This window comes from Pseudomonas sp. NY8896 (assembly GCF_039634505.1).
This window is the reverse complement of record NZ_CP132350.1, coordinates 2418696-2444138: the sequence shown is the minus strand read 5'-3', so window position 1 is coordinate 2444138 and position 25443 is coordinate 2418696. Positions and strand designations below refer to the sequence as shown.

22 protein-coding genes are annotated in these 25443 nt (G+C 61.4%); 16 read left to right on the top strand and 6 right to left on the bottom strand.

Going from position 1 to position 25443, the window contains the following annotated elements; translation table 11 throughout:
• Positions 1-234: 234 nt before the first annotated feature.
• The 4 genes from xdhA to guaD all read left to right on the top strand — a co-directional run bounded on the left by xdhA (position 235) and on the right by guaD (position 6405).
• Positions 235-1689, top strand: coding sequence for a xanthine dehydrogenase small subunit (xdhA, locus tag Q9451_RS11000; protein ID WP_012273426.1), 1455 nt, complete (start codon positions 235-237; stop codon positions 1687-1689).
• A complete protein-coding gene (gene xdhB / locus Q9451_RS10995; RefSeq protein ID WP_012273427.1) occupies positions 1682-4081 on the top strand; it encodes a xanthine dehydrogenase molybdopterin binding subunit in 2400 nt (799 codons plus the stop codon). Before xdhA ends, xdhB begins: the two co-directional genes overlap by 8 nt.
• Before the next feature lie 163 nt (positions 4082-4244).
• The gene (gene xdhC / locus Q9451_RS10990; RefSeq protein WP_012273428.1) at positions 4245-5090 is read left to right on the top strand and encodes a xanthine dehydrogenase accessory protein XdhC; all 846 of its coding nucleotides are present in this window, start codon (positions 4245-4247) and stop codon (positions 5088-5090) included.
• A 10-nt stretch (positions 5091-5100) separates the two neighbouring features.
• Positions 5101-6405 (top strand): guanine deaminase, encoded by a 1305-nt coding sequence (gene guaD / locus Q9451_RS10985; protein ID WP_012273429.1) that lies wholly within the window; start codon positions 5101-5103, stop codon positions 6403-6405.
• Here the strand turns inward: guaD and aqpZ are convergent.
• The gene (gene aqpZ, locus Q9451_RS10980) at positions 6402-7100 is read right to left on the bottom strand and encodes an aquaporin Z (RefSeq protein WP_012273430.1); all 699 of its coding nucleotides are present in this window, start codon (positions 7098-7100) and stop codon (positions 6402-6404) included. The two genes, guaD and aqpZ, sit on opposite strands and share 4 nt — an antisense overlap.
• 151 nt (positions 7101-7251) lie before the next feature.
• The gene (locus tag Q9451_RS10975; protein ID WP_012273431.1) at positions 7252-8007 is read right to left on the bottom strand and encodes a GntR family transcriptional regulator; all 756 of its coding nucleotides are present in this window, start codon (positions 8005-8007) and stop codon (positions 7252-7254) included.
• A gap of 314 nt (positions 8008-8321) precedes the next feature.
• Here Q9451_RS10975 and Q9451_RS10970 point away from each other — a divergent pair, with 314 nt between their 5' ends.
• Positions 8322-9641: an NCS2 family permease gene (locus Q9451_RS10970; protein ID WP_218580997.1), complete on the top strand. Its 1320-nt coding sequence runs from the start codon at positions 8322-8324 to the stop codon at positions 9639-9641.
• Between the two features lie 450 nt (positions 9642-10091).
• Here the strand turns inward: Q9451_RS10970 and uraH are convergent, their stop codons facing one another.
• The gene (uraH, locus tag Q9451_RS10965; protein WP_003259496.1) at positions 10092-10445 is read right to left on the bottom strand and encodes a hydroxyisourate hydrolase; all 354 of its coding nucleotides are present in this window, start codon (positions 10443-10445) and stop codon (positions 10092-10094) included.
• Positions 10446-10844: 399 nt separating this feature from the next.
• Here uraH and puuE point away from each other — a divergent pair, with 399 nt between their 5' ends.
• The 7 genes from puuE to Q9451_RS10930 all read left to right on the top strand — a co-directional run bounded on the left by puuE (position 10845) and on the right by Q9451_RS10930 (position 17790).
• The gene (puuE, locus tag Q9451_RS10960; RefSeq protein ID WP_012273433.1) at positions 10845-11771 is read left to right on the top strand and encodes an allantoinase PuuE; all 927 of its coding nucleotides are present in this window, start codon (positions 10845-10847) and stop codon (positions 11769-11771) included.
• On the top strand, positions 11771-12286 hold the full coding sequence (gene uraD, locus Q9451_RS10955) for a 2-oxo-4-hydroxy-4-carboxy-5-ureidoimidazoline decarboxylase (RefSeq protein WP_012273434.1): 516 nt from the start codon (positions 11771-11773) through the stop codon (positions 12284-12286). The genes puuE and uraD overlap by 1 nt, the downstream gene beginning before the upstream one ends.
• 49 nt (positions 12287-12335) lie before the next feature.
• Positions 12336-12839 carry an ureidoglycolate lyase gene (locus Q9451_RS10950; RefSeq protein WP_003254333.1) on the top strand — a complete coding sequence of 168 codons (504 nt, stop codon included), beginning with the start codon at positions 12336-12338 and terminating at the stop codon, positions 12837-12839.
• Positions 12840-12883: 44 nt separating this feature from the next.
• A complete protein-coding gene (locus Q9451_RS10945; protein WP_012273435.1) occupies positions 12884-14212 on the top strand; it encodes a urate hydroxylase PuuD in 1329 nt (442 codons plus the stop codon).
• A 158-nt stretch (positions 14213-14370) separates the two neighbouring features.
• Positions 14371-15726, top strand: a complete 1356-nt coding sequence (locus tag Q9451_RS10940) for a nucleobase:cation symporter-2 family protein (RefSeq protein ID WP_012273436.1) — start codon at positions 14371-14373, stop codon at positions 15724-15726.
• A 140-nt stretch (positions 15727-15866) separates the two neighbouring features.
• Positions 15867-16652 carry an outer membrane protein OmpK gene (locus tag Q9451_RS10935; RefSeq protein ID WP_041166761.1) on the top strand — a complete coding sequence of 262 codons (786 nt, stop codon included), beginning with the start codon at positions 15867-15869 and terminating at the stop codon, positions 16650-16652.
• A gap of 355 nt (positions 16653-17007) precedes the next feature.
• Positions 17008-17790 carry an outer membrane protein OmpK gene (locus Q9451_RS10930; RefSeq protein WP_012273438.1) on the top strand — a complete coding sequence of 261 codons (783 nt, stop codon included), beginning with the start codon at positions 17008-17010 and terminating at the stop codon, positions 17788-17790.
• Positions 17791-17857: 67 nt separating this feature from the next.
• Here Q9451_RS10930 and Q9451_RS10925 read toward each other — a convergent pair whose 3' ends face one another.
• Complete coding sequence (locus Q9451_RS10925; protein ID WP_012273439.1) at positions 17858-18172, bottom strand: hypothetical protein; 315 nt, start codon at positions 18170-18172, stop codon at positions 17858-17860.
• A 152-nt stretch (positions 18173-18324) separates the two neighbouring features.
• Between Q9451_RS10925 and Q9451_RS10920 the strand changes: the two genes are divergently transcribed.
• The gene (locus tag Q9451_RS10920) at positions 18325-20268 is read left to right on the top strand and encodes an LTA synthase family protein (RefSeq protein WP_012273440.1); all 1944 of its coding nucleotides are present in this window, start codon (positions 18325-18327) and stop codon (positions 20266-20268) included.
• Between the two features lie 53 nt (positions 20269-20321).
• On the opposite strand, the gene Q9451_RS10915 is transcribed toward Q9451_RS10920, so the two are convergent.
• Positions 20322-21236 carry a DUF808 family protein gene (locus Q9451_RS10915; RefSeq protein ID WP_012273441.1) on the bottom strand — a complete coding sequence of 305 codons (915 nt, stop codon included), beginning with the start codon at positions 21234-21236 and terminating at the stop codon, positions 20322-20324.
• 132 nt (positions 21237-21368) lie between these two features.
• On the opposite strand from Q9451_RS10915, the gene Q9451_RS10910 reads away from it, so the two are divergent.
• On the top strand, positions 21369-21980 hold the full coding sequence (locus tag Q9451_RS10910) for a TetR/AcrR family transcriptional regulator (protein WP_012273442.1): 612 nt from the start codon (positions 21369-21371) through the stop codon (positions 21978-21980).
• Positions 21981-22110: 130 nt separating this feature from the next.
• On the opposite strand, the gene Q9451_RS10905 is transcribed toward Q9451_RS10910, so the two are convergent.
• Positions 22111-22551 carry a heme-binding protein gene (locus Q9451_RS10905; RefSeq protein ID WP_012273443.1) on the bottom strand — a complete coding sequence of 147 codons (441 nt, stop codon included), beginning with the start codon at positions 22549-22551 and terminating at the stop codon, positions 22111-22113.
• Between the two features lie 257 nt (positions 22552-22808).
• Here Q9451_RS10905 and gcl point away from each other — a divergent pair, with 257 nt between their 5' ends.
• Positions 22809-24584 (top strand): glyoxylate carboligase, encoded by a 1776-nt coding sequence (gene gcl / locus Q9451_RS10900; protein ID WP_012273444.1) that lies wholly within the window; start codon positions 22809-22811, stop codon positions 24582-24584.
• Positions 24585-24638: 54 nt separating this feature from the next.
• The gene (gene hyi / locus Q9451_RS10895; RefSeq protein ID WP_012273445.1) at positions 24639-25421 is read left to right on the top strand and encodes a hydroxypyruvate isomerase; all 783 of its coding nucleotides are present in this window, start codon (positions 24639-24641) and stop codon (positions 25419-25421) included.
• The last annotated feature ends 22 nt before the right edge of the window (positions 25422-25443 follow it).

The following is a 25443-nucleotide window of genomic DNA, read 5'->3' as shown; positions in this document are numbered from 1 at the left end:
GGGCGGATTGTAGCGTACTTGGGCGGTAATCGCGCAGAGGGCCCGGGCGGTTTATTTGACCTGCCAGACAGCCATGCGCCCGGCGCGATCTATGCTTGGGATATGGGCAATGTGTTCGGCCGGGCATGGACATGAGCATTTTCTTGACCTTTGAGTCAGAAAAATATTGACCTGCTAGACAGGTGTTGCTTAGAGTCCGCCCAACAACAATAAAACCATTGCGAGGCCATCCCCGTGATCCAGTTTCTCGTCAACCAGGAGCTGCGTAGTGAGCACGCCCTGGACCCGAACATGACGGTGCTGCAGTACCTGCGCGAGCACCTGGGCAAACCCGGTACCAAGGAGGGCTGCGCCAGTGGTGACTGCGGCGCCTGCACCGTGGTAGTCGGCGAACTGACCCAGGACGAACAAGGTAACGACAGCCTGCGCTACCGCAGCCTCAACTCGTGCCTGACGTTCGTCTCGTCGCTGCACGGCAAGCAGCTGATCAGCGTCGAAGGGCTCAAGCACCAAGGCCAGCTGCACAGCGTGCAACAGGCCATGGCCGATTGCCACGGCTCGCAATGCGGCTTCTGCACCCCCGGCTTCGTCATGTCGCTGTTCGCCCTGCAAAAGAACAGCAGCGGCCCCGACCTGCACCAGGCCCAGGAAGCCCTGGCCGGCAACCTGTGCCGCTGCACCGGCTACCGGCCGATCCTCGACGCCGCCGAGCAGAGCTGCCGCCAGCCCTGCCGCGACCAGTTCGATGCCCAGCAGGCGCAAACCATCAGCCGCCTCAAGGCCATTACGCCAACCCAGACCGGCGAGCTGAACAGCGGTGACAAGCGCTGCCTGGTGCCGCTGACCGTAGCCGACCTGGCCGACCTGTACAGCTCGCACCCCGAAGCCCGCCTGCTGGCCGGTGGTACCGACCTGGCGCTGGAAGTGACCCAGTTTCACAAGACCTTGCCCGTGATGATCTATGTCGGTCACGTGGCCGAGCTCAAGCGCATCGAGAAAACCGCCAGCCACCTGGAAATCGGCGCCGCCACCCCGCTCACCGACTGCTACGGCGCGCTGAACGACGAATACCCCGACTTTGGCGCCCTGCTGCACCGCTTCGCCTCGCTGCAGATCCGCAACCAGGGCACGCTGGGCGGCAACATCGGCAACGCCTCGCCCATCGGCGACTCGCCTCCCCTGCTGATTGCCCTGGACGCGCAGGTGGTCCTGCGCCAAGGCGAGCGCCAGCGGGTGATGCCACTGGAAGACTACTTCATCGACTACCGCATCACCGCCCGCCAGGACAGCGAGTTCATCGAGAAGATCATCGTGCCGCGCGCCACCCGCGACTGGGCGTTCCGCGCCTACAAGGTGTCCAAGCGGCTGGACGATGACATCTCCGCCGTGTGCGCGGCATTTAACCTGAGCATCGAAAACGGCGTGGTCAGCGGCGTGCGCATCGCCTTCGGCGGCATGGCAGCGATCCCCAAGCGCGCCCGCGCCTGCGAGGCGGCGCTGCGTGGCAAACCGTGGGACCAGGCCGCCATCGAGCGCGCCTGCCTAGCCCTGGCCGAAGACTTCACCCCGCTCAGCGACTTCCGCGCCAGCAAGGAATACCGCCTGTTGACTGCGCAAAACCTGTTGCGCAAGTACTTCATCGAACAGCAAACGCCGTACATCGAAACCCGGGTGACCGCTTATGTCTAACCATCACGTAGCCAAAAGCCAGGCCGAGATGGCCGAATTGTTCAGCCAGGACCTGACCACCGGGGTGGGCCGCAGCGTCAAGCACGACAGCGCCGACAAGCATGTATCTGGCGAGGCGCTGTACATTGACGATCGCCTGGAATTTCCCAACCAGTTGCACGTCTATGCGCGCACCGCCGACCGTGCCCATGCGCGCATCCTGCGCATCGACACCACGCCGTGCTATGCCTTCGAGGGCGTGCGCATCGCCATCACCCACGAAGACATCCCCGGCCTGAAAGACATCGGCCCGGTGGTGGCCGGCGACCCACTGCTGGCCATCGACAAGGTCGAGTTCTTCGGCCAGCCCGTGCTTGCCGTCGCTGCCTGTGACCTTGAAACCGCTCGCCGCGCGGCCATGGCCGCCATCGTCGAATACGAAGACCTGGAGCCGGTACTGGACGTGGTCGAAGCGCTGCGCAAGAAACACTTCGTGCTCGACAGCCACACCCACCAGCGCGGCGATTCCGCTGCCGCCCTGGCCAGCGCCCCGCACCGTATCCAGGGGACCCTGCATATCGGCGGCCAGGAACACTTCTACCTGGAAACGCAAATTTCCTCGGTGATGCCTACCGAAGATGGCGGCATGATCGTCTACTGCTCCACGCAAAACCCCACCGAAGTGCAGAAACTGGTCGCCGAAGTGCTCGACGTGCCAATGAACAAGGTGGTGCTGGACATGCGCCGCATGGGTGGCGGTTTTGGCGGCAAGGAAACCCAGGCTGCCAGCCCGGCGTGCCTGTGCGCGGTCGTGGCGCGCCTGACCGGCCAGCCGACCAAGATGCGTCTGCCACGGGTCGAAGACATGACCATGACCGGCAAGCGCCACCCGTTCTACGTCGAGTACGACGTGGGCTTTGACGACAACGGCCGGCTGCACGGTATCAACTTCGACCTGGCCGGCAACTGCGGCTACTCGCCCGACCTGTCCGGTTCGATCGTCGACCGTGCCATGTTCCACTCCGACAACGCCTACTACCTGGGCGATGCCACCGTGCACGGCCACCGCTGCAAGACCAACACTGCCTCCAACACCGCCTACCGTGGCTTTGGCGGCCCACAGGGCATGGTTGCCATCGAGCAGGTGATGGACCACATCGCCCGCCATCTGGGCCGTGATCCGCTGGCAGTGCGCAAGGCAAACTACTACGGCAAGACCGAGCGTAACGTCACCCATTACTACCAGACCGTCGAGCACAACATGCTCGACGAGATGACCGCCGAGCTGGAGGCCAGCAGCGACTATGCCGAGCGTCGCGAGTCGATCCGCCGTTTCAATGCCAACAGCCCGATCCTGAAGAAAGGCCTGGCACTGACGCCGGTCAAGTTCGGTATTTCGTTCACCGCCACCTTCCTCAACCAGGCCGGCGCACTGATCCATATCTACACCGACGGCAGTATTCACCTGAACCACGGCGGCACCGAGATGGGCCAAGGCCTGAACACCAAGGTGGCACAGGTGGTGGCGCAGATCTTCCAGGTGGACTTCAGCCGCATCCAGATCACCGCCACCAACACCGACAAGGTGCCCAACACATCGCCGACAGCGGCCTCCAGTGGCGCCGACCTGAACGGCAAGGCGGCGCAAAACGCTGCCGAAATCCTCAAGCGTCGCCTGACCGAGTTCGCCGCACGGCACTATCAGGTGACCGAGGAAGACGTCGAGTTCCGCAACGGCCACGTGCGCGTACGCGACCAGATCGTCAGCTTCGAGCAACTGGTGCAGCAGGCTTACTTCGCCCAGGTGTCGCTCTCCAGCACCGGTTTCTACCGCACGCCGAAGATTTTCTACGACCGCAGCCAGGCCCGCGGCCGGCCGTTCTACTACTTCGCCTTTGGCGCTGCCTGCGTGGAAGTGATCGTCGACACCCTGACCGGCGAGTACAAGATGCTGCGCGCCGACATCCTGCACGACGTGGGCGATTCGCTGAACCCGGCGATCGACATCGGCCAGGTGGAAGGCGGATTCATCCAGGGCATGGGCTGGCTGACTACCGAAGAGCTGGTGTGGAACGCCAAGGGCAAGCTGATGACCAACGGCCCGGCCAGCTACAAGATCCCGGCAGTTGCCGACATGCCGCTGGACTTGCGGGTGAAGCTGGTGGAAAACCGCAAGAACCCGGAAGACACCGTGTTCCACTCCAAGGCCGTGGGCGAGCCACCGTTCATGCTCGGCATCGCTGCCTGGTGTGCGATCAAGGACGCCGTGGCCAGCTTGGCCGATTACCGGGTGCAGCCGAACATCGACGCGCCGGCGACACCGGAGCGGGTGCTGTGGGGTTGTGAGCAGATGCGCAAGGCGCTGGCTGAAACCCAACCTGCCGAACAGGAACTGGAAACCGTCACCCACTGACAGCGAGGTTCCATGCAGGAGCGGCCTTGTGTCGCGAAAGGGCTGCGCAGCAGCCCCAACAATCTATGTAGTAACCGAGATTTTGGGGCCGCTTCGCAGCCCTTTCGCGACACAAGGCCGCTCCTACAAAGGGGCCGTGTCGACGTCTTAGAGAGGTTGCATCATGCACCAATGGATCAACGCCCTCGCCGACCACCAGTCCCGTGGCGAAGCCTGCGTGCTGGTGACCATCATCGAGGAGCGCGGCTCAACCCCGCGCAACGCCGGTTCCAAGATGGTCGTCAGTGCCACTGGCCTGTTCGACACCATCGGCGGCGGCCACCTGGAATACAAGGCCCTGCACATCGCCCGGCAAATGCTCGAAGAGCAGCGCACCACCCCACACCTGGAGCGCTTCAGCCTCGGTGCCAGCCTGGGCCAGTGCTGCGGCGGCGTCACCGTGCTGCTGTTCGAACCGATGGCCGCCGTGCAGGCGCAGATCGCCGTGTTCGGCGCGGGCCATGTCGGCCGGGCTCTGGTACCCTTGCTCGCCGCGCTGCCCTGCCGGGTGCGCTGGATCGACTCGCGCGAACAGGAATTCCCCGAGCACATCCCAAGCGGGGTGACCAAGGTGGTCTGTGAGGAGCCGGTCGACGAAGTCGCGGACCTGCCGCCAGGCAGCTACTGCATCGTCATGACCCACAACCACCAACTCGACCTGGAACTCACCGCCGCCATTCTCAAGCGCAACGACTTCACCTGGTTCGGCCTGATCGGCTCGAAGACCAAACGAGTCAAATTCGAGCACCGCCTGCGCGAGCGCGGCTACGACGACGCCGTGATGGCGCGCATGCGCTGCCCGATGGGCCTGCCAGAGGTAAAGGGCAAGCTGCCCATCGAAATCGCCGTGTCCATCGCCGGCGAAATCATCGCCACCTACAACGCCTGCTTCGGCCAGCACGACGCTGCCGCCAATGCCGGCCCCATTGCCCAGTTGCTGCCGCCCTCCCGGCGCAGCCAAGCCAATTGACGAGTGTGTTATGACCGTTACCCGCAAAGCCTACCGTGCCGCCATCCTGCACAGCATCGCCGACCCGGCCGAGGTTGGCCTGGAGGCTTCCCATGAATACTTCGAAGACGGCCTGCTGGTGGTCGACGACGGCCGCATCAGCGCCATTGGTCACGCCAGCGAGCTGCTGCCGACCCTGGATGCCGACATCCCCGTCGAGCACTACCAGGATGCGCTGATCACCCCGGGCTTCATCGACACCCACATCCATTTCCCGCAGACCGGCATGATCGGCTCCTATGGCGAGCAGTTGCTGGACTGGCTGAACACTTACACCTTCCCCTGCGAAAAGCAGTTCGCCGACAAAGGCCATGCCGACCAGGTGGCGAAGATCTTCCTCAAGGAACTGCTGCGCAACGGCACCACCACCGCGCTGGTATTCGGCAGCGTGCACCCGGAATCGGTCAATGCGTTGTTCGAAGAGGCCGAGCGCCTGGACCTGCGCCTGATCGCCGGCAAGGTGATGATGGACCGCAACGCCCCGGATTACCTGACTGACACCGCAGAATCCGGTTACGCCGAAAGCAAGGCGCTGATCGAGCGCTGGCATGGCAAGGGCCGCCTGCACTATGCGGTAACCCCGCGCTTCGCCCCGACCAGCACGCCGCAGCAGCTGACCCTGGCGGGCCAATTGCTCAAGGAACACCCAGGCGTGTACATGCACACGCACCTGTCGGAAAACATCAAGGAAATCGACTGGGTCAAGTCACTGTTCCCCGAGCAGAAGGGCTACCTGGACGTATACGACCACTTCGAACTGCTGGGCGAGCGCTCGGTGTTCGCCCACGGCGTGCACCTGTGCGACGACGAATGCCAGCGCCTGGCTGAAACCGGCTCGGCAGTGGCCTTCTGCCCTACTTCCAACCTGTTCCTGGGCAGCGGTCTGTTCAACCTGCCCCAGGCCGAGCGCTTCAAGGTCAACGTGGGCCTGGGTACCGATGTGGGCGCCGGCACCAGCTTCTCGCTGCTCAACACCCTGAACGAAGCGTACAAGGTGATGCAGCTGCAAGGCGCGCGCCTGCACCCATACAAGTCACTGTACCTGGCCACCCTCGGCGGCGCCCGCGCGCTGCGCCTGGATGACCGCATCGGCAGCCTGCGCCCGGGTAATGATGCCGACTTCGTGGTGCTGGACTACAAGGCCACGCCGCTGCTGGACTACCGCATTCAGCAGTCCAACAGCATTGAAGAGACCTTGTTCGTGCTCACCACCCTGGGCGATGACCGCACAGTGCGCGAAACCTACGCCGCCGGGCGTTGCGTGCACCAGCGCTAAGGTTCTTTCGCCAGGCCCCGGTACAGCGCGCCGCCGATTGCAGCACCGATCAGCGGCGCCACCCAGAACAGCCACAGCTGCTGCAAGGCCCAACCGCCAACGAACAATGCCGGCCCCGTGCTGCGCGCGGGGTTGACCGAGGTATTGGTCACCGGGATGGAGATCAGGTGAATCAGGGTCAGGGCCAGACCGATGGCGATGGGCGCAAAGCCTGCTGGTGCGCGGGAATCGGTCGCGCCCATGATCACCACCAGGAACATCGCCGTCATCACCACTTCACTGACAAAGCCTGCCCCCAGCGTGTAGCCGCCGGGCGAATGGTCGGCATAGCCGTTGGACGCCAGCCCCGAGGACAATTCGAAACCGGCCTTGCCGCTGGCGATGAGGTAGATCACTCCTGCCGCCAGGATGGCGCCGATCACTTGCGCAATCACGTAGGGCAGCAGCTCTTTGGCAGGAAAACGCCCGCCCACCACCAGCCCAAAGGACACAGCAGGATTAAGGTGACAGCCAGAGATATGGCCGATGGCGAAGGCCATGGTCAGCACGGTGAGGCCGAAGGCGAAGGCAACACCGAGTACGCCGATGCCGACAGGGGAACTGGCTGCGAGTACCGCACTGCCGCAGCCACCAAGCACCAGCCAGAAGGTACCGATCAGTTCGGCACCCATGCGTTTACCGAGGGACATGCTCATGAATCCATTCCTCAAGAAGTTGAACGCAACGAATGCGCAAGCCCAACTGCTTGATGAAGGTTTGCTCACAAGAATTTAGCAGACCTTTGGCTGATGGCCAGTTATGGCCGGGGGCTGCTTTGCAGGCCCCCTCAATCACCCTGGCAAACGATCAACCCTTGGCGGAAACCTTGGGCTTTTTCAGCAAATGCGAGAACACCGCATGCAGATCGTCCGAGGCACTCTCCTCATCCAGGTTCAGCTTGCTGTCGATGTGGTCCATGTGGTGCATCATCAGGCTCACTGCCTGCTCGGCATCACGTGCCTCGATGGCATCGATCAGTTGCATGTGCTCGTCATACGAGCAGTGCGAGCGGTTGCCGCTTTCGTACTGGGCAATGATCAGCGAGGTCTGCGATACCAGGCTGCGCTGGAAACTCACCAGCGGTGCATTGCCCGCCGCTTCGGCCAGCTTGAGGTGGAACTCGCCGGAAAGGCGAATGCCGGCGCCGCGATCACCGCGCGAGAAGCTGTCGCGCTCTTCACGCACCATCTGCCGCAGCTCGTTGAGCTGGTCGAGGGTGGCGTGCTGCACGGCCAACTCGGTAATGGCGCGTTCGACCATGCGCCGCGAGAAGAACACCTGACGTGCCTCTTCCACGGTCGGGCTGGCCACCACCGCGCCGCGGTTCGGCCGCAGCAGCACCACGCTTTCATGGGCCAGACGCGACAAGGCACGACGGATGATGGTGCGGCTGACGCCAAAGATTTCGCCCAGCGCTTCCTCGCTCAACTTGGTGCCCGGGGCCAGACGCTGCTCGAGGATCGCCTCGAAAATATGCGCGTAGACGATGTCGTCCTGGGTACCGCTGCGGCCGGCCTTGCCGACACGTGCAGGTTTTTTCAGAGGTTGCAGCTGTTCGTTCATGGGCTCTCGAGGCACGAAGAGAAAGTATGGCGCCATTGTACACAGGCTGAGGCGATTCCGCAGGGGGCGTTTCACCTATATAGCCGTTGTACGACGCATTGCGCACACAAAACATAAAACATTATTTGCATTCTTTGTACACAAAAGCATAATCCACCGAGCAACTTCTTGACCCATGAGTCAACAAACCGGTCGGACGTCTGCCTTCCCTCGTGGGGCCGCCAAGTGCATCGCTCAGGAAACTGGCCCCAACTACAACAAGAAAGACTTGAGGAGTACTCGCTGTGGAAAGCCGCAAATCCGAAGCCCCTACGCTGGATCTCGCCCCACCGCTCGAAACGAGCTGGCTGGAGCGGATTTTCAAACTCAAGCAACACGGCAGCACCGTCAAAACCGAAATGATCGCCGGGGTGACCACCTTCATCACCATGGCCTACATCATCTTCGTCAACCCCAACATCATGGCCGACGCTGGCATCGACCATGGTGCCGCCTTCGTCGCCACCTGCATCGCCGCCGCGCTGGGCTGCCTGCTGATGGGCCTGTACGCCAACTGGCCAGTAGGCCTGGCCCCTGGCATGGGGCTTAACGCCTTCTTCACCTACACGGTGGTCGGCACCATGGGCTACAACTGGGAAACAGCGCTCGGGGCGGTATTCATCTCGGGTGTGCTGTTCATGTTCCTGACCTTGTCGAAAGTGCGCGAATGGCTGCTCAACAGCATTCCGGTCAGCCTGCGCCATGCCATGGGGGCCGGCGTCGGATTGTTCCTCGGGCTGATCGGCCTGAAGACGGCAGGCATCATCGTCGACAGCCCCGCCACGCTGATCAAGCTGGGTTCGCTGCATGAGCCAGGGCCGCTGCTGGCGGCCGTGTGCTTCCTGCTGATCGCCATCCTCAGCTACAAGCGGGTGTTTGGCGCGATCCTCATCAGCATCATTGGCGTCACCTTGGCAGGTTGGGGCCTGGGCCTGGTCAAGTTTGGCGGGGTGATGTCGATGCCGCCTAGCCTGGCACCGACCTGGATGGCCATGGACGTGGCTGGCGTGTTCAACGTCAGCATGATCAGCGTGGTGCTGGCGTTTCTGTTCGTGCACATGTTCGACACCGCCGGCACGCTGATGGGCGTGGCGCAGCGTGCCAACCTGGTGGCACCGGACGGGCGTATCGAGAACCTGTCGAAGGCGTTGAAGGCTGACAGTGCATCGAGCGTGTTCGGTGCGGTGGTAGGTGTACCGCCAGTCACCAGCTATGTGGAAAGTGCCGCAGGTGTAGCGGCGGGCGGGCGTACCGGCCTTACTGCGGTAGTAGTGGGCCTGTTGTTCATCGCCGCGATGTTCTTCGCCCCGCTGGCTGGGATGATTCCGGCCTATGCGACGGCGGGTGCACTTATTTATGTGGCGATGTTGATGATGGGCAGCATGGCGCATATCCATTGGGATGAAGCCACAGACAGCATTCCGGCGATCGTCACGGTGATCATGATGCCATTGACCTTCTCGGTCGCCGACGGTATTGCCCTGGGCTTCATCAGCTATGTGGCATTGAAGGCGGGCACTGGCAAATACAAGGAAATTTCCGCCAGCCTGTGGGTGCTGTGCGCGATCTTCATTGCCAAGTTCGTGTTCCTCTGAACCCTGATACGCCGACCAAAAGGGCGCTTCGGCGCCCTTTTCTGGTTTAGCCGCAAATGTGCTCGCCGAGCGGTAGGGTCTAGGCCACCAGGTGTCTGCCTTGAGTTTTGAGGTGGTGCATAGATCGAGCGCCGCCCGCGCGGCGCATCGCGAGCTACGCTCGCTCCTACGTTTGTTTCGGGCCAGTTACGCCTGTGACAGGCGCGCGCGACCGCCTTGTTTGTACGACGCGATATCGCGCCATGCGCCAAGGCGTTCGCGCGCAAATCCCACAGGAATTATTGGCCCGAAACAAACGTAGGAGCGAGCGCAGCTCGCGATGCGCCGCGCGGGCGGCGCTCGATCCCCAGGCACCCACATCCCACGCCAGGCACAAAAACAGCAGACGAAAAAAAGCCCGCCAGTGTGAGAGCGGGCCAAAGGACCTACGAAGATTCTTCTAGCGACCAACTAGCTTCCACGATAGGTCGAATAGCTGTACGGCGAGATCAGCAGTGGCACGTGGTAGTGCTCCTGCTGCTCGTCGATACCAAAGCGCAGCACGACAACATCCAGAAACGCCTGGGCCGGCAGTTGCACGCCGCGGGCGCGGTAGTAATCGCCAGCGCTGAACTGCAACTGGTAAACGCCAGTGCGGTAGTCGTCACCCTGCAGCAGTGGCGCGTCGACGCGGCCATCGCTGTTGGTCAGGGCGGTATTCACCAGCTCCAGTTGCTGGCCTTCGACACGGTACAGCTCGACCTTGATCGAGCTGCCCGGGCAGCCATGCGCGGCATCCAGTACGTGTGTGGTCAAACGTCCCATTGCGTGTCGCCTCTTGTTCAATCTGTGGGCAAAAAATACTCAGCCTTCGCACCAGCATAGCGCCTGCGGCAGGCGGGAATGACGCCATTAAGACATTCCATCGCAAAATTGTACACAATTTTTTAAACCCTTCTGTCACACCGTTCGTCCGGCGCCCATAAACGACCCATCGGTCGCAAATACAAGCGACGTAACGACGTCAACGTCATTAGCTGACCAATCAGGCAGGTTTCTTGCACTGTATTTCCAGGTCGCTGCAGGGCGACAAAAGGGAAGAAATGCGGAAAAACAGGCTTACAAAAGATTTCAGAAGTTGTATACAATCAGCCCATCCGGTGGTGCGACATACCGACGCGGCCCGCCCACCCCCTGCACTAACGCACAAGAAGGAAGACTGCAGTGAGCGCTGACTACCCTCGCGACCTGATCGGTTACGGCAACAACCCTCCTCACCCGCAATGGCCGGGCAACGCTCGCATCGCGCTGTCTTTCGTCCTCAACTACGAGGAAGGCGGCGAACGCAACATCCTGCACGGTGACAAAGAGTCCGAAGCCTTCCTGTCCGAGATGGTCGCTGCCCAGCCACTGCAGGGCCAGCGCAACATGAGCATGGAATCGCTGTACGAGTACGGCAGCCGTGCCGGCGTGTGGCGCCTGCTGAAGCTGTTCAAGGAAAGCGGTGTGCCGCTGACCATCTTCGCCGTGGCCATGGCCGCCCAGCGCCACCCTGACGTTATCCGCGCCATGGCCGAAGCCGGCCACGAAATCTGCAGCCACGGCTACCGCTGGATCGATTACCAGAACATGGACGAGGCCCAGGAGCGCGAGCACATGCTCGAAGCCATCCGCATCCTCACCGAACTCACCGGCGAGCGCCCAGTGGGCTGGTACACCGGCCGCACCGGCCCCAACACCCGCCGCCTGGTGATGGAAGAAGGTGGCTTCCTCTATGACAGCGACACCTACGACGACGACCTGCCCTACTGGGAGCCGAACAACCCTACCGGCAAGCCGCACCTGGTGATCCCGTACACCCTGGACACCAACGACATGCGCTTCACCCAGGTGCAGGGTTTCAACTGCGGCGAGCAGTTCTTCCAGTACCTCAAAGACGCCTTCGATGTGCTGTACGCCGAAGGCGCCGAAGCACCAAAAATGCTGTCCATCGGCCTGCATTGCCGCCTGGTCGGCCGCCCGGCGCGCCTGGCTGCACTGAAGCGCTTCGTCGATTACGCAAAAAGCCATGACCAGGTCTGGTTCGCCCGTCGCGTGGATATCGCCCGCCACTGGCACACCACCCACCCGTACAAGAAAGAGAACGCCTGATGACCGCCTTCAACACTCTCAAGCCATCCGCCCTGGGCCGTGACGCCTTCGTCGCAGCCTTTGCCGACATCTACGAGCACTCGCCGTGGGTGGCCGAAAAAGCCTATGACCTGGGCCAACTGGGCGAACTGGACGAGATCGAGGCGCTGCACCAGCGCATGAGCGACATCCTGCTCAGCGCCAACCACGCCGACCAGCTGGCACTGATCAACGCTCACCCGGACCTCGCCGGCAAGGCCGCCATCCAGGGCGAACTGACCGAATCGAGCACCAACGAACAGGCCGGCGCCGGTATTCACCAGTGCACCGCCGAAGAATTCGCCCGTTTCACCGAGCTGAACGACGCCTACAAGGCCAAGTTCCAGTTCCCGTTCATCATGGCGGTAAAGGGCAGCAATCGGCACCAGATCCTCGCCGCCTTTGAAAAACGCATCCACAACGATGCCGATGCCGAATTCAAGGAAGCCCTGGCGCAGATCAACCTGATCGCCCTGTTCCGCCTGATGCAGCTGTAAGCAACAGCCGAACCTTATTCAGAAAACGAACAATAGAAGAGATAACCGCATGCGCACCCTGATGATCGAGCCCCTGACCAAAGAAGCCTTCGCCCAATTCGGAGACGTGATCGAAACCGACGGCAGCGACCACTTCATGATCAACAACGGCTCGACCATGCGCTTTCACAAGCTCGCCACGGTCGAAACCGCCGAGCCTGAAGACAAGGCGATCATCAGCATCTTCCGCGCCGACGCGCAGGACATGCCGCTGACCGTGCGCATGCTGGAACGCCATCCGCTGGGCAGCCAGGCTTTCATCCCGCTGCTCGGCAACCCCTTTCTGATCGTGGTCGCGCCGGTTGGCGATGCACCTGTATCAGGCTTGGTCCGGGCCTTCCGCAGTAATGGCAGGCAGGGCGTTAATTACCATCGCGGCGTTTGGCACCACCCGGTGCTTACGATCGAAAAGCGGGATGATTTCCTGGTGGTTGATCGCAGTGGTTCTGGCAACAACTGCGATGAGCATTACTTCACCGAGGAACAGATGCTGATCCTCAATCCCCACCAATAAGAAAAGGTCAGTCATCTTCTCGGTGACTGGCAGAGGTACATACTGTGGAAGCACACCTTCACGAATGGCTGAACCTGAGCATTCGCTGGGTTCACATGATCACCGGTGTCGCCTGGATCGGTGCATCGTTCTACTTCGTCTGGCTGGAGAACCACCTGAACCGAAGCAACCCGCGCGATGGGTTGTCGGGTGATCTCTGGGCGATTCACGGCGGTGGTATCTACCACCTGGAGAAATACAAACTCGCACCCCCGAAAATGCCCGAGAACCTGCACTGGTTCAAATGGGAAGCCTACTTCACCTGGATGTCCGGTATCGCCCTGCTGTGCGTGGTGTTCTACTGGAACCCGGCCCTGTACCTGCTGGCCCCTGGCAGCACCCTGAGCGGTGCCGAAGGCGTGGCCATCGGTATCGGCTCGTTGATCGCTGGCTGGTTCATCTACGACTTCCTGTGCGACTCGCCCCTGGGCAAGAAGCCTGCGCTGCTCGGTGGTGTGCTGTTCGTGCTGATCATCGCCGCCTGCTGGGGCTTCAGCCTGGTGTTCAGCGGCCGTGGCGCGTACCTGCACACCGGCGCGATCATCGGCACCATCATGGTTGGTAACGTGTTCCGCATCATCATGCCGGCCCAGCGCCAGCTGGTGGCGGCGATCGAGAACAACCAGACGCCCGACCCGGTACTGCCGGCCAAGGGCCTGCTGCGCTCGCGTCACAACAACTACTTCACCCTGCCGGTGCTGTTCATCATGATCAGCAACCATTTCCCGAGCACCTACGGTAGCCAGTACAACTGGCTGATCCTGGCCGGTATCGCAGTAGCCGCGGTTCTGATCCGCCACTACTTCAACACCCGTCACGACAGCAACAAGTACGCCTGGACCCTGCCCGTCGGCGCCCTGGCAATGATCTGCCTGGCCTACGTCACCGGCCCGAAACCGATGGCCGTAAGCCCAGAGCAAGCCGCAGCGAAGATCGAGTATCAACCGCTGCCCGCGACCGCCGTCGGTGGCAAGACCGCTGCCGAGCAGCGCGCCGAGGACGCCGCCAAGGCTGCCCAAGCGCCGGCCGCACCCGCCGAGGCCCCTGCCCAGGCGGCAGCCCAGGCCGGTGGTGGCGACTTCGACAAGATCCACAATGTCATCCAGGAACGCTGCACCGTGTGCCATTCGTCCAAACCGACCAGCCCACTGTTCAGTGCCGCCCCTGCCGGCGTGATGTTCGACACCCCGCAGCAGATCCAGGCCCAGGCCGCGCGCATTCAGGCGCAAGCGGTCGCCAGCCAGATCATGCCGCTGGGCAACATCACCCAGATGACCACCGAAGAGCGCAAGCTCGTCGGCGACTGGATCGCCAAAGGTGCCCAGGTCAACTGACCGAAGCCGCAAGCTTCAAGCCTCAAGCTGTAAGTCGTAGGTAACAAGCAAGCATCGAGCGTCAGGCTCCAACGCGGATCACCAAGCTTCTACTTGAAGCTTGCCGCTTGGAGCTTGCCGCTTGGATCCGAGAATAAAAACAAAACTCGAGGTGCTGCATGTCCGAGTCACGCAAGGCGTATATCCCCATTGCGCCGCCGCGCGAACCCTTGCCCCTGTTCCAACTGATCCTGGTTGGCCTGCAACACGTTCTGCTGATGTACGGTGGCGCGATCGCCGTGCCGTTGATCATCGGCCAGGCCGCTGGGTTGTCCCGTGAAGAAGTCGCTTTCCTGATCAACGCCGACCTGCTGGTCGCTGGCGTCGCTACCATCATCCAGTCGTTCGGTATCGGCCCGGTGGGCATCCGCATGCCGGTGATGATGGGTGCCAGTTTCGCGGCCGTCGGCAGCATGGTGGCCATGGCCGGCATGCCCGGCGTAGGCCTGCAGGGGATCTTCGGTGCGACCATCGCCGCCGGGTTCTTCGGCATGCTGATCGCCCCGTTCATGTCCAAGGTCGTACGCTTCTTCCCGCCGCTGGTCACCGGTACGGTGATCACCTCGATTGGCCTGTCGCTGTTCCCCGTGGCAGTCAATTGGGCGGGTGGCGGCCATGAAGCCGAAACCTTCGGCTCGCCGATCTACCTGTTGGTGGCCGGCTTGGTATTGGCTGTGATCCTGCTGATCAACCGCTTCATGCGCGGCTTCTGGGTCAACGTGTCGGTACTGGTGGGCATGGGCCTTGGCTACATCCTGGCCGGCTCCATCGGCATGGTCGACCTGTCTGGCCTGAAGGACGCGCCGTGGTTGCAGGTGGTCACCCCCCTGCACTTCGGCATGCCGACATTCAGCCTGGCACCCATCCTGTCCATGTGCCTGGTGGTGGTGATCATCTTCGTCGAGTCCACCGGCATGTTCCTGGCCCTGGGCAAGGTGACCGATCGCGAAGTGACCCCCGGCATGCTGCGTCGCGGCCTGCTGTGCGATGCCGGTGCGTCGTTCATCGCCGGTTTCTTCAACACCTTCACCCACTCCTCGTTCGCCCAGAACATCGGCCTGGTGCAAATGACCGGGGTGCGCTGCCGCTTTGTCACCATCGTGGCCGGTGCCCTGTTGATCCTGCTCAGCCTGCTGCCCAAGGCAGCCTTCCTGATTGCCTCGATCCCACCTGCGGTACTGGGCGGCGCGTCCATCGCCATGTTCGGCATGGTCACCGCCACCGGGATCAAGATTCTTCAGGAGGCGGACATCGGCGACCGCCGCAACCAGCTGCTGGTTGCCGTGAGCGTCGGCTTCGGGTTGATCCCCGTGGTGCGTCCGGAGTTCTTCGCCCAGATGCCACAGTGGATGGAACCCATCACCCACAGTGGTATCGCCATGGCCACGGTCAGTGCCCTGGTGTTGAACGTCCTGTTCAACATCCTCGGTGGTGCCGACCGCGCGGTGCACAACGACGCCTGTCACCAGCATTGAGCCAGAAGGGGCGGCGCATTGCCGCCCCTCATTCACATCTGCAGTAACCGCTACGCCGTCGACCCGCCGGAATGGGTCGCCCGGGGCGCCTGCGCGCCAAAAAAACCGCCAACAAAAACAATAAGTCCGGGAATCACAACATGAAGCGCATCACCACGTCCCTGTTGTTGGGCAGCAGCCTGCTGGCCACCCTACCCTCACATGCAGGCGAATGGCTGCAGTGGCACGGCGAAAGCCTGACCTACCTGTACGGCAAGGACTTCAAGGTCAACCCTGATATCCAGCAGACCATCACTTTCGAGCACGCCAACAAATGGAAGTACGGCGACACCTTCATGTTCGTCGACAAGATTTTCTACAACGGCAAAGCCGACCCCAGCAAAGGCGTGACCACCTACTATGGCGAGTTCAGCCCGCGCCTGTCGTTCGGCAAGATCCTCGACCGCAAGCTTGCCTTCGGCCCGATCAAGGACGTGCTCCTGGCCATGACCTACGAGCGCGGCGAGGGCGACAACGAAGCCTACCTGATCGGCCCCGGCTTCGACCTGGACATCCCCGGCTTCAACTATTTCACCCTCAACTTCTACGTGCGCAACACCGAAGGCAGCCGCCCCGGTGACAATGTCTGGCAGATCACCCCCGGCTGGTCATACACCATCCCGGTGGGCCGCTCCGACATTCTGATCGACGGTTACATGGATTGGGTCACCGACAATGACCAAACCCGCCGTGGCACCTACCACGCCAACCTGCACTTCAACCCACAGGTCAAATATGACCTGGGCAAGGCACTGAACCTGGGCGCCAAACAGCTCTACGTCGGCTTTGAATACAGCTACTGGAAGGACAAGTACGGCATCGACAGCCGTGGCAACCTGGACAGCAATCAGAGCGTCGCCAGTGCGCTGATCAAGGTACACTTCTAAGAAGCTGACCAAACGCACAAGTTTGAACCACCCCGCTCCAGGACGGAGCACTTGAGGCCCGGCGCGCAAGCCAGTAATCTGCGCGCCCCCTCGATCAGGGCAGAACGGATTCTGCCTGCGTTTACTGACCGCTCAGTCAATGAATACGGGCGGTTGGCCAACGTGTTGCCAGCCTGAAAGACCCTTTTCATCCGTTCAGAACGAAGTCGAGCAGGAAGGTTTTGCCAAACCGGAAAAGTTGGCTCAACCCTTGCCAAACAGCTGTGGCCTATCGAAAAAAGCTGACTCGCAAGACAACAAAAAAGCGCCATCACCGAGCGCTGACAACAGATCAATCAAGGGAGCGACACTCGCAATGCGTACCATCAACAGCCTGATCCTTGCCGGCGGCCTGCTGGCCTGTGGCACCACCTTCGGCGGCGACCTGCTGCAATGGCAGAACAACAGCCTGACCTACCTGTGGGGCAAGAACTTCAAGGTCAACCCCGAAACCCAGCAAACCTTCACCTTCGAGCACGCCGACGCGTGGAAGTACGGCGACAACTTCTTCTTCGTCGACAAGATCTTCTACCAGGGCAAGAAGGACGCCAACAACGGGCCCAACACCTACTACGGCGAGTTCAGCCCACGCCTGTCGTTCGGCAAGATCTTCGACCAGAAGCTGGAGTTCGGCCCGGTCAAGGACGTGCTGCTGGCCATGACCTACGAGTTTGGCGAGGGTGACACCGAGTCGTACCTGATCGGCCCAGGCTTCGACCTGGCCATCCCGGGCTTCGATTACTTCCAGCTCAACTTCTACAACCGCACCACCGACGGCAGCCGCGCCGGCGACAACGTATGGCAGATCACCCCGGTATGGTCGTACACCATCCCGGTCGGCGATTCCGACGTGCTGATCGACGGCTTCATGGACTGGGTGGTGGACAACGACGAGAACCGCCACGGCACCTACCAGGCCAACCTGCACTTCAACCCACAGATCAAGTACGACCTGGGCAAGGCGTTGCACCTGGGCGAGAAGCAGCTGTACGTGGGTGTCGAGTACGACTACTGGAAGAACAAATACGGTATCAAGGACAGCGATGCCTTCACTACCGACCAGAACACCATGAGTTTCCTGGTAAAAGTGCACTTCTGATGCGCTGAATCGTGACAGCGCGTTGATCTTCCAACGCGCTGTCACGCCAAATCATGTAAGAACTTTCCTACAACTTATTAAGACTATTCTTACTTACTGATAAATTTGCCTTTAAAGTCAGAACAAGCACACACGGCAACATCACGCCAAACAGCAAAAGCCCCAGCTCCACCTGCCAGTGCTCCAGCACACGCAAGATGTCCAGCACCAGCATGATGCTATTGGTTATCAACGCCAGGCCAAATACCGCACAGCATTTGTACAAAGCCCCTACCCCCGCCCCGCGCAGCAGCATCAGAAGGCCCACGGCGCCCCAGGCCAAGGCCGAGCCCAGGTAAAGGGCCAAGTGGTACACATCGTAAGTCAACACATTTCCGAACATGATTTAACCTCCCGACCTGTAGGAAATAAGCAAAGTGCTTACTATATGCCCGAGATTCCACTTAGTCCCTGCGAATTTTTGACAAAATTTTTGCACTTACCCATCTAGCATGCTTGGCTTCTTGCATCCAAAAAAGAAAACAGGCCCACTTAATGCGCACCTCCCTCGCCGCACCTTGGCGGTACCTGCTGTTAGTTTGCTCGCTCTGGTTCGGCATTTTCTTGCTGACCCGTCTGGTATTGCTGGTCACCCACCTGGATGAAGTACATGGCAACTACTTCTCATTATTCTTCAGTGGTGCCTTGTACGACCTGAGCTTCCTCACCTACGCCGCTCTGCCGCTGGGGCTTTACCTGGCGCTGTGCCCGGCCGCACTGTGGCGCACGGCCTTGCATCGCCGGCTCATGGGCGGGGTGTTGATCGTCAGCCTGTTCGTGATGCTGTTCGTCGCGGTGGCCGAGTGGCTGTTCTGGGACGAGTTCGGGGTGCGCTTCAACTTCATCGCCGTGGACTACCTGGTGTATTCCAAGGAAGTGCTGGACAACATTCGCGAGTCGTACCCGCTGCCAACGCTACTGGGCAGCATCGCCGTGGTTGCCGTCCTGCTTGCCCTGATCCTGCGCAAACCTCTGGCCCAGGCCCTCGCAGCACCCGGCGCCAACCTGCGCCAGCGCCTGGGTGGCCTTGCGCTGCTGGCCGTGCTGGGCGGGCTCAGCGTGCTAGTGGTCGACCAGCAATTCCCGCGTGGCCAAGGCGGTAACGCCTATCAGCGCGAACTGGCCAGCAACGGCCCGTACCAGTTCTTCGCCGCGTTCCGCAACAACGAGCTCGACTACACCCAGTTCTACGCCAGCCTCGACGCCAACGAAGTCGGTGCGCAGATGCACCAGGAACTGGCCGAGCCCAACGCGCGGTTCAAGGCCAGCGAGCCCGAGGACATTCGTCGCCACATCAGCGCCAGCGGCGAGCCACGCAAGCCCAACATCATCCTGGTCACCATCGAGAGCTTCAGCGCCAAGTACATGGGCAGCAACGGCGACCCACGCAACCTCACGCCCAACCTGGACGCGCTGCGCCAACAGAGCCTGTACTTCAACAACTTCTACGCCACCGGCACGCGTACCGATCGCGGCCTGGAAGCCATCACCCTGTCGATCCCCCCCACGCCGGGCCGCTCGATCGTCAAGCGCATCGGCCGCGAAAGCGGCTATGGCAGCCTCGGTCAGCAACTGAAAGCGGTGGGTTATGACGCCGTATTCGTCTATGGCGGGCGCGGCTACTTCGACAACATGAACGCCTTCTTCAGCGGCAATGGCTACCGTATCGTCGACCAGAGCAGCGTCGACGAGAGCGAAATCAGCTTCAAGAACGCTTGGGGCATGGCTGACGAAGACCTGTATCGGCAGACGCTGAAGCTGGCCGATGCCGACCACGCCAGGCAGCAACCGTTCTTCCTGCAACTGATGACCACCTCCAACCACCGTCCTTACACCTACCCCGATGGCCGTATCGACATTCCGTCAGGTGAAGGCCGTGAGGGCGCGGTGAAGTACACCGACCATGCCATTGCGCAGTTCCTGCGGGAGGCCAAGGGCAAGCCATGGTTCGACAACACCCTGTTCGTGTTCGTCGCCGACCACACCGCCGGCAGCGCGGGCGTTGAAGACCTGCCGGTCAGCAATTACCAGATCCCGCTGTGGATCTATGCACCCAAGCTGATCGCCCCGCGCGAAGACGCACAACTGGCCAGCCAGATCGACCTGGCACCAACCCTGCTCGGCCTGCTCAACCTGAGCTACACCTCGACCTTCTTCGGCCGCGACCTGCTACGCGAAGAATCCCTGGCGCCGCGTGTGCTGATCGGCAACTACCAGCACCTGGGGCTCTTCGACGGCAAGGACCTGGCGATCCTCAGCCCACGCGGCGGCATGCGCGTGCACCAGGATGCCTTGGGCAACAGCCGGGAAACCACTGTAGACAGCGACCACCCACTGGTACGACGGGCGATTGCCTACTACCAGAGTGCTGCCAACGATTTCAGCAAGGGCCTCCTGGCCTGGAAGCCGCAGGAGCAAGGTGCGGTGGCTGAACAGTAAAACCTGTGAGACGGCAACGCGGTGAATGACATCGACGTTGCCGGCCACACAACTCAGGTAGCCGGGCGAAACGCTCGCCACAACTTCCCGGCAGCCGCCACCACCGCCAGCACCACGGCACCGGCTACCACACCCGCCACACCGTTGAGCAGTGCCCCGGTCAGCGCGCCACCGCATCCTTCGCTGAAGGCCTCGATGGCATGGTGCAGCGGGGCAATGCCATGCACCAGAATCCCGCCACCGACCAGGAACATGGCCGCGGTACCAATCACCGACAGGCTCTTCATCATGTATGGGGCAGCCTGCAAGATGCCATTGCCGACCACCTGGGCCAGCCGGGACGCCTTGGTGGTCATCCACAACCCCAGGTCATCCAGTTTGACAATGCCGCCCACCAAACCATACACACCGATGGTCATGACAATGGCGATACCCGACAGCACGATGATCTGCTGTGTCAGCGGCGCATCCGCCACAGTACCCAAGGTGATGGCAATGATTTCAGCCGAAAGGATGAAATCGGTGCGCACCGCACCCTTGATCTTGGTTTTTTCGAAGGCGACCAAATCGACATTGGCATCGGCCATTGCCTCCTTGCGCGCCTCGTGCGCGGCTGCATCGTCTTCCTTGCTGTGCAAAAACTTGTGCGCCAGCTTCTCGAAGCCCTCGAAGCACAGGTAGGCGCCCCCCACCATCAACAAGGGCGTAACCGCCCACGGAATGAACGCACTGATCAGCAACGCCGCCGGCACCAGGATGGCCTTGTTGACGAACGAACCTTTGGCCACCGCCCAAACAACCGGAATTTCGCGCTCGGCACGCACGCCGGTGACTTGCTGAGCATTCAGCGCCAGGTCGTCACCCAGCACACCCGCAGTCTTTTTTGCCGCGACTTTGGTCATCAGCGAGACGTCGTCCAGCAGCGTGGCGATATCGTCGATCAGTACCAGTAGACTGCTTCCTGCCATGTTTGCCTGTTTCCACTGAAATGAATGTGCCGGAGTCTAGCCGAAAGTCGCTGCCTTGAGCGCCCGTCAAGCCCGGTGCTACCATGCCCGATCCCTCTTAGAGGTGGCCAGACACGAGGAAGATCCCTGACCATGAGCACCATTCGCGAGCGCAACAAGGAACTGATCCTGCGCGCAGCCAGTGAAGAATTTGCCGACAAGGGCTTCGCCGCCACCAAGACCAGCGATATCGCGGCCAAGGCCGGCCTGCCCAAGCCGAACGTGTATTACTACTTCAAGTCCAAGGACAACCTCTACCGCGAGGTCCTGGAAAGCATCATCGCGCCGATCATGCAGGCCTCCACACCGTTCAATGCCGACGGTGACCCGAAAGAAGTGCTGAGCGCCTATATTCGTTCGAAGATCCGCATTTCGCGCGACCTGCCGTACGCCTCCAAGGTGTTCGCCAGCGAGATCATGCATGGCGCCCCACACCTGTCGCCGAACCAGGTGGAGCAGTTGAACGAGCAGGCCCGGCATAACATCGAGTGCATCCAGCGCTGGATCGACCGTGGGCAGATCGCCCATGTGGACGCGCATCACCTGATGTTCAGTATCTGGGCGGCGACCCAGACCTATGCCGACTTCGACTGGCAGATTTCTGCAGTGACCGGCAAGGCCAAGCTGGCGGACAGTGATTACGACGCGGCGGCCGAGACCATTATCCGCATGGTATTGAAAGGCTGCGAGCCGGAAGCAGCCTGACAGGGCCAGTGGGGCTGCCTTGCAGCCCTTCGCGACACAAGGCCGCTACCACAGGGACATTGCATAACCCCTATGGGAGCGGCCTTGCGTCGCGATTGGGCCGCAACGCGGCCCCCGGTTGTCTCGAGCCTTACGCCGCTACCCCGGCATCCGCCCGCAACCCCACCTCCTCGATCGCACTGATCGCGCACTGCTCGTCGATATCCGACGTATCGCCGCTGATCCCTACCGCACCCAGCACCTTGCCGTCCTGATCACGAATCAGCACGCCTCCCGGCGCTGGCACCACCGGCCGCTCCCCCATCCCGTTCAGCGCGGCAAAAAACGCCGGCCGTTGCTGTGCATCCAGCGCCAGCAACCGCGAGCCCTTGCCCAGGGCAATTGCGCCCCAGGCTTTGCCAGCGGCCACTTCAGGCCTAATCAGGCTGGCGCCATCTTCACGCTGCAGCGCCAGCAGGTGCCCGCCGGCATCCAGCACCGCCACGGTCAGTGGCGCGGCATTGATCTTGCGGCCCGCCGCCAACGCGGCATTCACCAGGCTGACAGCGACTTTCAGGTTCAAAGCGTTCATGGAAAGGTCCTCTTCTTGTTGTGAGAAGCCCTGAGGGCAGTTGAAAACCGATAGAACAAATAGAACACAACGAAAGGTATTTTTGTATACAATATTTTGAAATGATCGTATGCGATGGCGCAAACCCCCGTTTTCACAGGCGCTCTGACGAAACCCCGCTCAGCCGATGAAAACCCATTGACCTGAGCAGCCAGGCGTGAATACACTCTGTCGCAAAGCAAGTTGTATACAATTACAAAATCGATGAGGCACAAACCATGAGCAAAATGAGAGCAATCGATGCAGCCGTTCTGGTCATGCGCCGTGAAGGTGTAGATACCGCGTTCGGCATCCCAGGGGCTGCCATCAACCCGTTGTATTCGGCCCTGAAGAAAGTCGGTGGCATCGATCACGTCCTCGCTCGCCACGTCGAAGGTGCCTCGCACATGGCCGAGGGCTACACCCGTGCCAACCCAGGCAACATCGGTGTGTGCATCGGCACGTCCGGCCCTGCCGGCACCGACATGGTCACCGGCCTGTACAGCGCATCGGCCGACTCCATCCCGATTCTCTGCATCACCGGCCAAGCCCCGCGTGCACGCCTGCACAAGGAAGATTTCCAGGCCGTCGACATCACCAGCATCGTCAAGCCAGTGACCAAGTGGGCGACCACCGTTCTGGAGCCAGGCCAAGTGCCTTACGCCTTCCAGAAGGCCTTCTACGAAATGCGTACCGGCCGCCCAGGCCCGGTACTGATCGACCTGCCGTTCGACGTGCAGATGGCCGAAATCGAATTTGACATCGACGCCTACGAGCCACTGGCCATCAACAAGCCATCGGCGACCCGTGTCCAGGCCGAAAAAGCCCTGGCCCTGCTCAATGACGCCGAGCGCCCGCTGCTGGTAGCCGGTGGCGGCATCATCAACGCCGACGCCAGCGACAAACTGGTCGAGTTCGCCGAACTGACCGGCGTCCCGGTAATCCCGACCCTGATGGGCTGGGGCACCATCCCGGACGACCACGCACAAATGGTCGGTATGGTCGGCCTGCAGACGTCGCACCGCTACGGCAACGCCACCCTGCTGAAATCCGACCTGGTGTTCGGTATCGGTAACCGCTGGGCCAACCGCCACACCGGTTCGGTCGATGTCTACACCGAAGGCCGCAAGTTCGTGCACGTCGACATCGAACCCACCCAGATCGGCCGCGTGTTCACCCCAGACCTGGGTATCGTTTCCGATGCTGGCAAGGCACTGGACGTGTTCCTGGAAGTGGCCCGCGAGTGGAAAGCCGCTGGCAAGCTGAAGTGCCGCAAGGCCTGGCTCGAAGACTGCCAGGAGCGCAAGGCCACCCTGCAGCGCAAGACCCACTTCGACAACGTGCCGGTCAAGCCACAGCGCGTGTACGAAGAAATGAACCAGGTATTCGGCAAGGACACCACCTACGTCAGCACCATCGGCCTGTCGCAGATTGCCGGTGCGCAGTTCCTGCACGTGTACAAGCCACGCCACTGGATCAACTGCGGCCAGGCCGGCCCGCTGGGCTGGACCATCCCTGCCGCGCTGGGTGTTGTCAAAGCCGACCCTAAACGCAAGGTTGTCGCGCTGTCGGGTGACTACGACTTCCAGTTCATGATCGAAGAACTGGCAGTAGGCGCACAGTTCAACCTGCCGTACGTCCACGTGCTGGTGAACAACGCCTACCTGGGCCTGATCCGTCAGGCGCAGCGTGGCTTCGACATGGATTACTGTGTACAACTGGCGTTCGAGAACATCAACTCGACCGACGCCGCCACCTACGGTGTAGACCACGTTGCCGTAGTCGAAGGCCTGGGCTGCAAGGCCATCCGTGTATTCGAGCCAGCAGAAATCGCCCCTGCCCTGCTCAAGGCACAGAAAATGGCCGAAGAGTTCCGCGTACCGGTGGTGGTCGAAGTGATTCTCGAGCGTGTGACCAACATTTCCATGGGCACCGAGATCAACGCGGTCAACGAGTTCGAAGACCTGGCCCTGGTCGGCAACGACGCGCCAACCGCCATCTCGCTGCTGGACTGATCGCCTGACGCCCCCAGGTACGCCCTGGGGGCCTTCATCGCAAGGAGACAACTCATGCCTCGCTTCGCTGCCAACTTGTCCATGCTGTTCACCGAACAGGACTTCCTGGCCCGCTTCAAGGCTGCCGCCGATGCTGGTTTCAGCGGCGTCGAATACCTCTTCCCGTACGACTTCAGCGCGGCTGAAATCAAGCAGCAGCTGGAGGCCAACGGCCTGACCCAGGTGTTGTTCAACCTGCCCGCGGGTGACTGGGCCAAGGGTGAGCGCGGCATCACCTGCCACCCAGACCGCGTCGAAGAATTCCGTGCCGGTGTCGACAAGGCCATCGAGTACGCCAAGGTGCTGGGCAACACCCAGGTCAACGCCCTGGCCGGCATCCGCCCACAAGGCCCGGACTGCGCCACCGTGCGCAAGACCTTCGTCGAGAACCTGCGCTACGCCGCCGACAAGCTCAAGGCCGCCGGCATTCGCCTGGTCATGGAAATGATCAACACCCGCGACATCCCAGGCTTCTACCTGAACACCACCCAGCAGGCCCTGGAAATCCAGGCCGAAGTCGGCAGCGACAACCTGTTCCTGCAGTACGACATCTACCACATGCAGATCATGGAAGGTGACCTGGCGCGCACCATTCAAGCCAACCTGCCACTGATCAACCACATCCAGCTGGCCGACAACCCAGGGCGCAACGAGCCAGGCACCGGCGAAATCAACTACCGCTTCCTGTTCGAGCACCTGGACCGTATCGGCTACCAGGGCTGGGTGGGCGCAGAGTACAAGCCGCTGACCACCACCGAAGCGGGCCTGGGCTGGCTGAAAACCCATAACGCAATTTGAACAAGCCGGGCGCACAGCGCCT

Coding starts and splice junctions, on each gene's coding strand:
- Q9451_RS10920 (WP_012273440.1), top strand. CDS start 18,325: ATGCGCACCTCCCTCGCCGCACCTTGGCGGTACCTGCTGTTAGTTTGC.
- Q9451_RS10910 (WP_012273442.1), top strand. CDS start 21,369: ATGAGCACCATTCGCGAGCGCAACAAGGAACTGATCCTGCGCGCAGCC.
- hyi (WP_012273445.1), top strand. CDS start 24,639: ATGCCTCGCTTCGCTGCCAACTTGTCCATGCTGTTCACCGAACAGGAC.
- Q9451_RS10975 (WP_012273431.1), bottom strand. CDS start 8,007: ATGAACGAACAGCTGCAACCTCTGAAAAAACCTGCACGTGTCGGCAAG.
- aqpZ (WP_012273430.1), bottom strand. CDS start 7,100: ATGAGCATGTCCCTCGGTAAACGCATGGGTGCCGAACTGATCGGTACC.
- guaD (WP_012273429.1), top strand. CDS start 5,101: ATGACCGTTACCCGCAAAGCCTACCGTGCCGCCATCCTGCACAGCATC.
- Q9451_RS10905 (WP_012273443.1), bottom strand. CDS start 22,551: ATGAACGCTTTGAACCTGAAAGTCGCTGTCAGCCTGGTGAATGCCGCG.
- Q9451_RS10935 (WP_041166761.1), top strand. CDS start 15,867: ATGAAGCGCATCACCACGTCCCTGTTGTTGGGCAGCAGCCTGCTGGCC.
- Q9451_RS10950 (WP_003254333.1), top strand. CDS start 12,336: ATGCGCACCCTGATGATCGAGCCCCTGACCAAAGAAGCCTTCGCCCAA.
- xdhC (WP_012273428.1), top strand. CDS start 4,245: ATGCACCAATGGATCAACGCCCTCGCCGACCACCAGTCCCGTGGCGAA.
- Q9451_RS10930 (WP_012273438.1), top strand. CDS start 17,008: ATGCGTACCATCAACAGCCTGATCCTTGCCGGCGGCCTGCTGGCCTGT.
- Q9451_RS10925 (WP_012273439.1), bottom strand. CDS start 18,172: ATGTTCGGAAATGTGTTGACTTACGATGTGTACCACTTGGCCCTTTAC.
- uraH (WP_003259496.1), bottom strand. CDS start 10,445: ATGGGACGTTTGACCACACACGTACTGGATGCCGCGCATGGCTGCCCG.
- gcl (WP_012273444.1), top strand. CDS start 22,809: ATGAGCAAAATGAGAGCAATCGATGCAGCCGTTCTGGTCATGCGCCGT.
- uraD (WP_012273434.1), top strand. CDS start 11,771: ATGACCGCCTTCAACACTCTCAAGCCATCCGCCCTGGGCCGTGACGCC.
- Q9451_RS10940 (WP_012273436.1), top strand. CDS start 14,371: ATGTCCGAGTCACGCAAGGCGTATATCCCCATTGCGCCGCCGCGCGAA.
- xdhB (WP_012273427.1), top strand. CDS start 1,682: ATGTCTAACCATCACGTAGCCAAAAGCCAGGCCGAGATGGCCGAATTG.
- Q9451_RS10915 (WP_012273441.1), bottom strand. CDS start 21,236: ATGGCAGGAAGCAGTCTACTGGTACTGATCGACGATATCGCCACGCTG.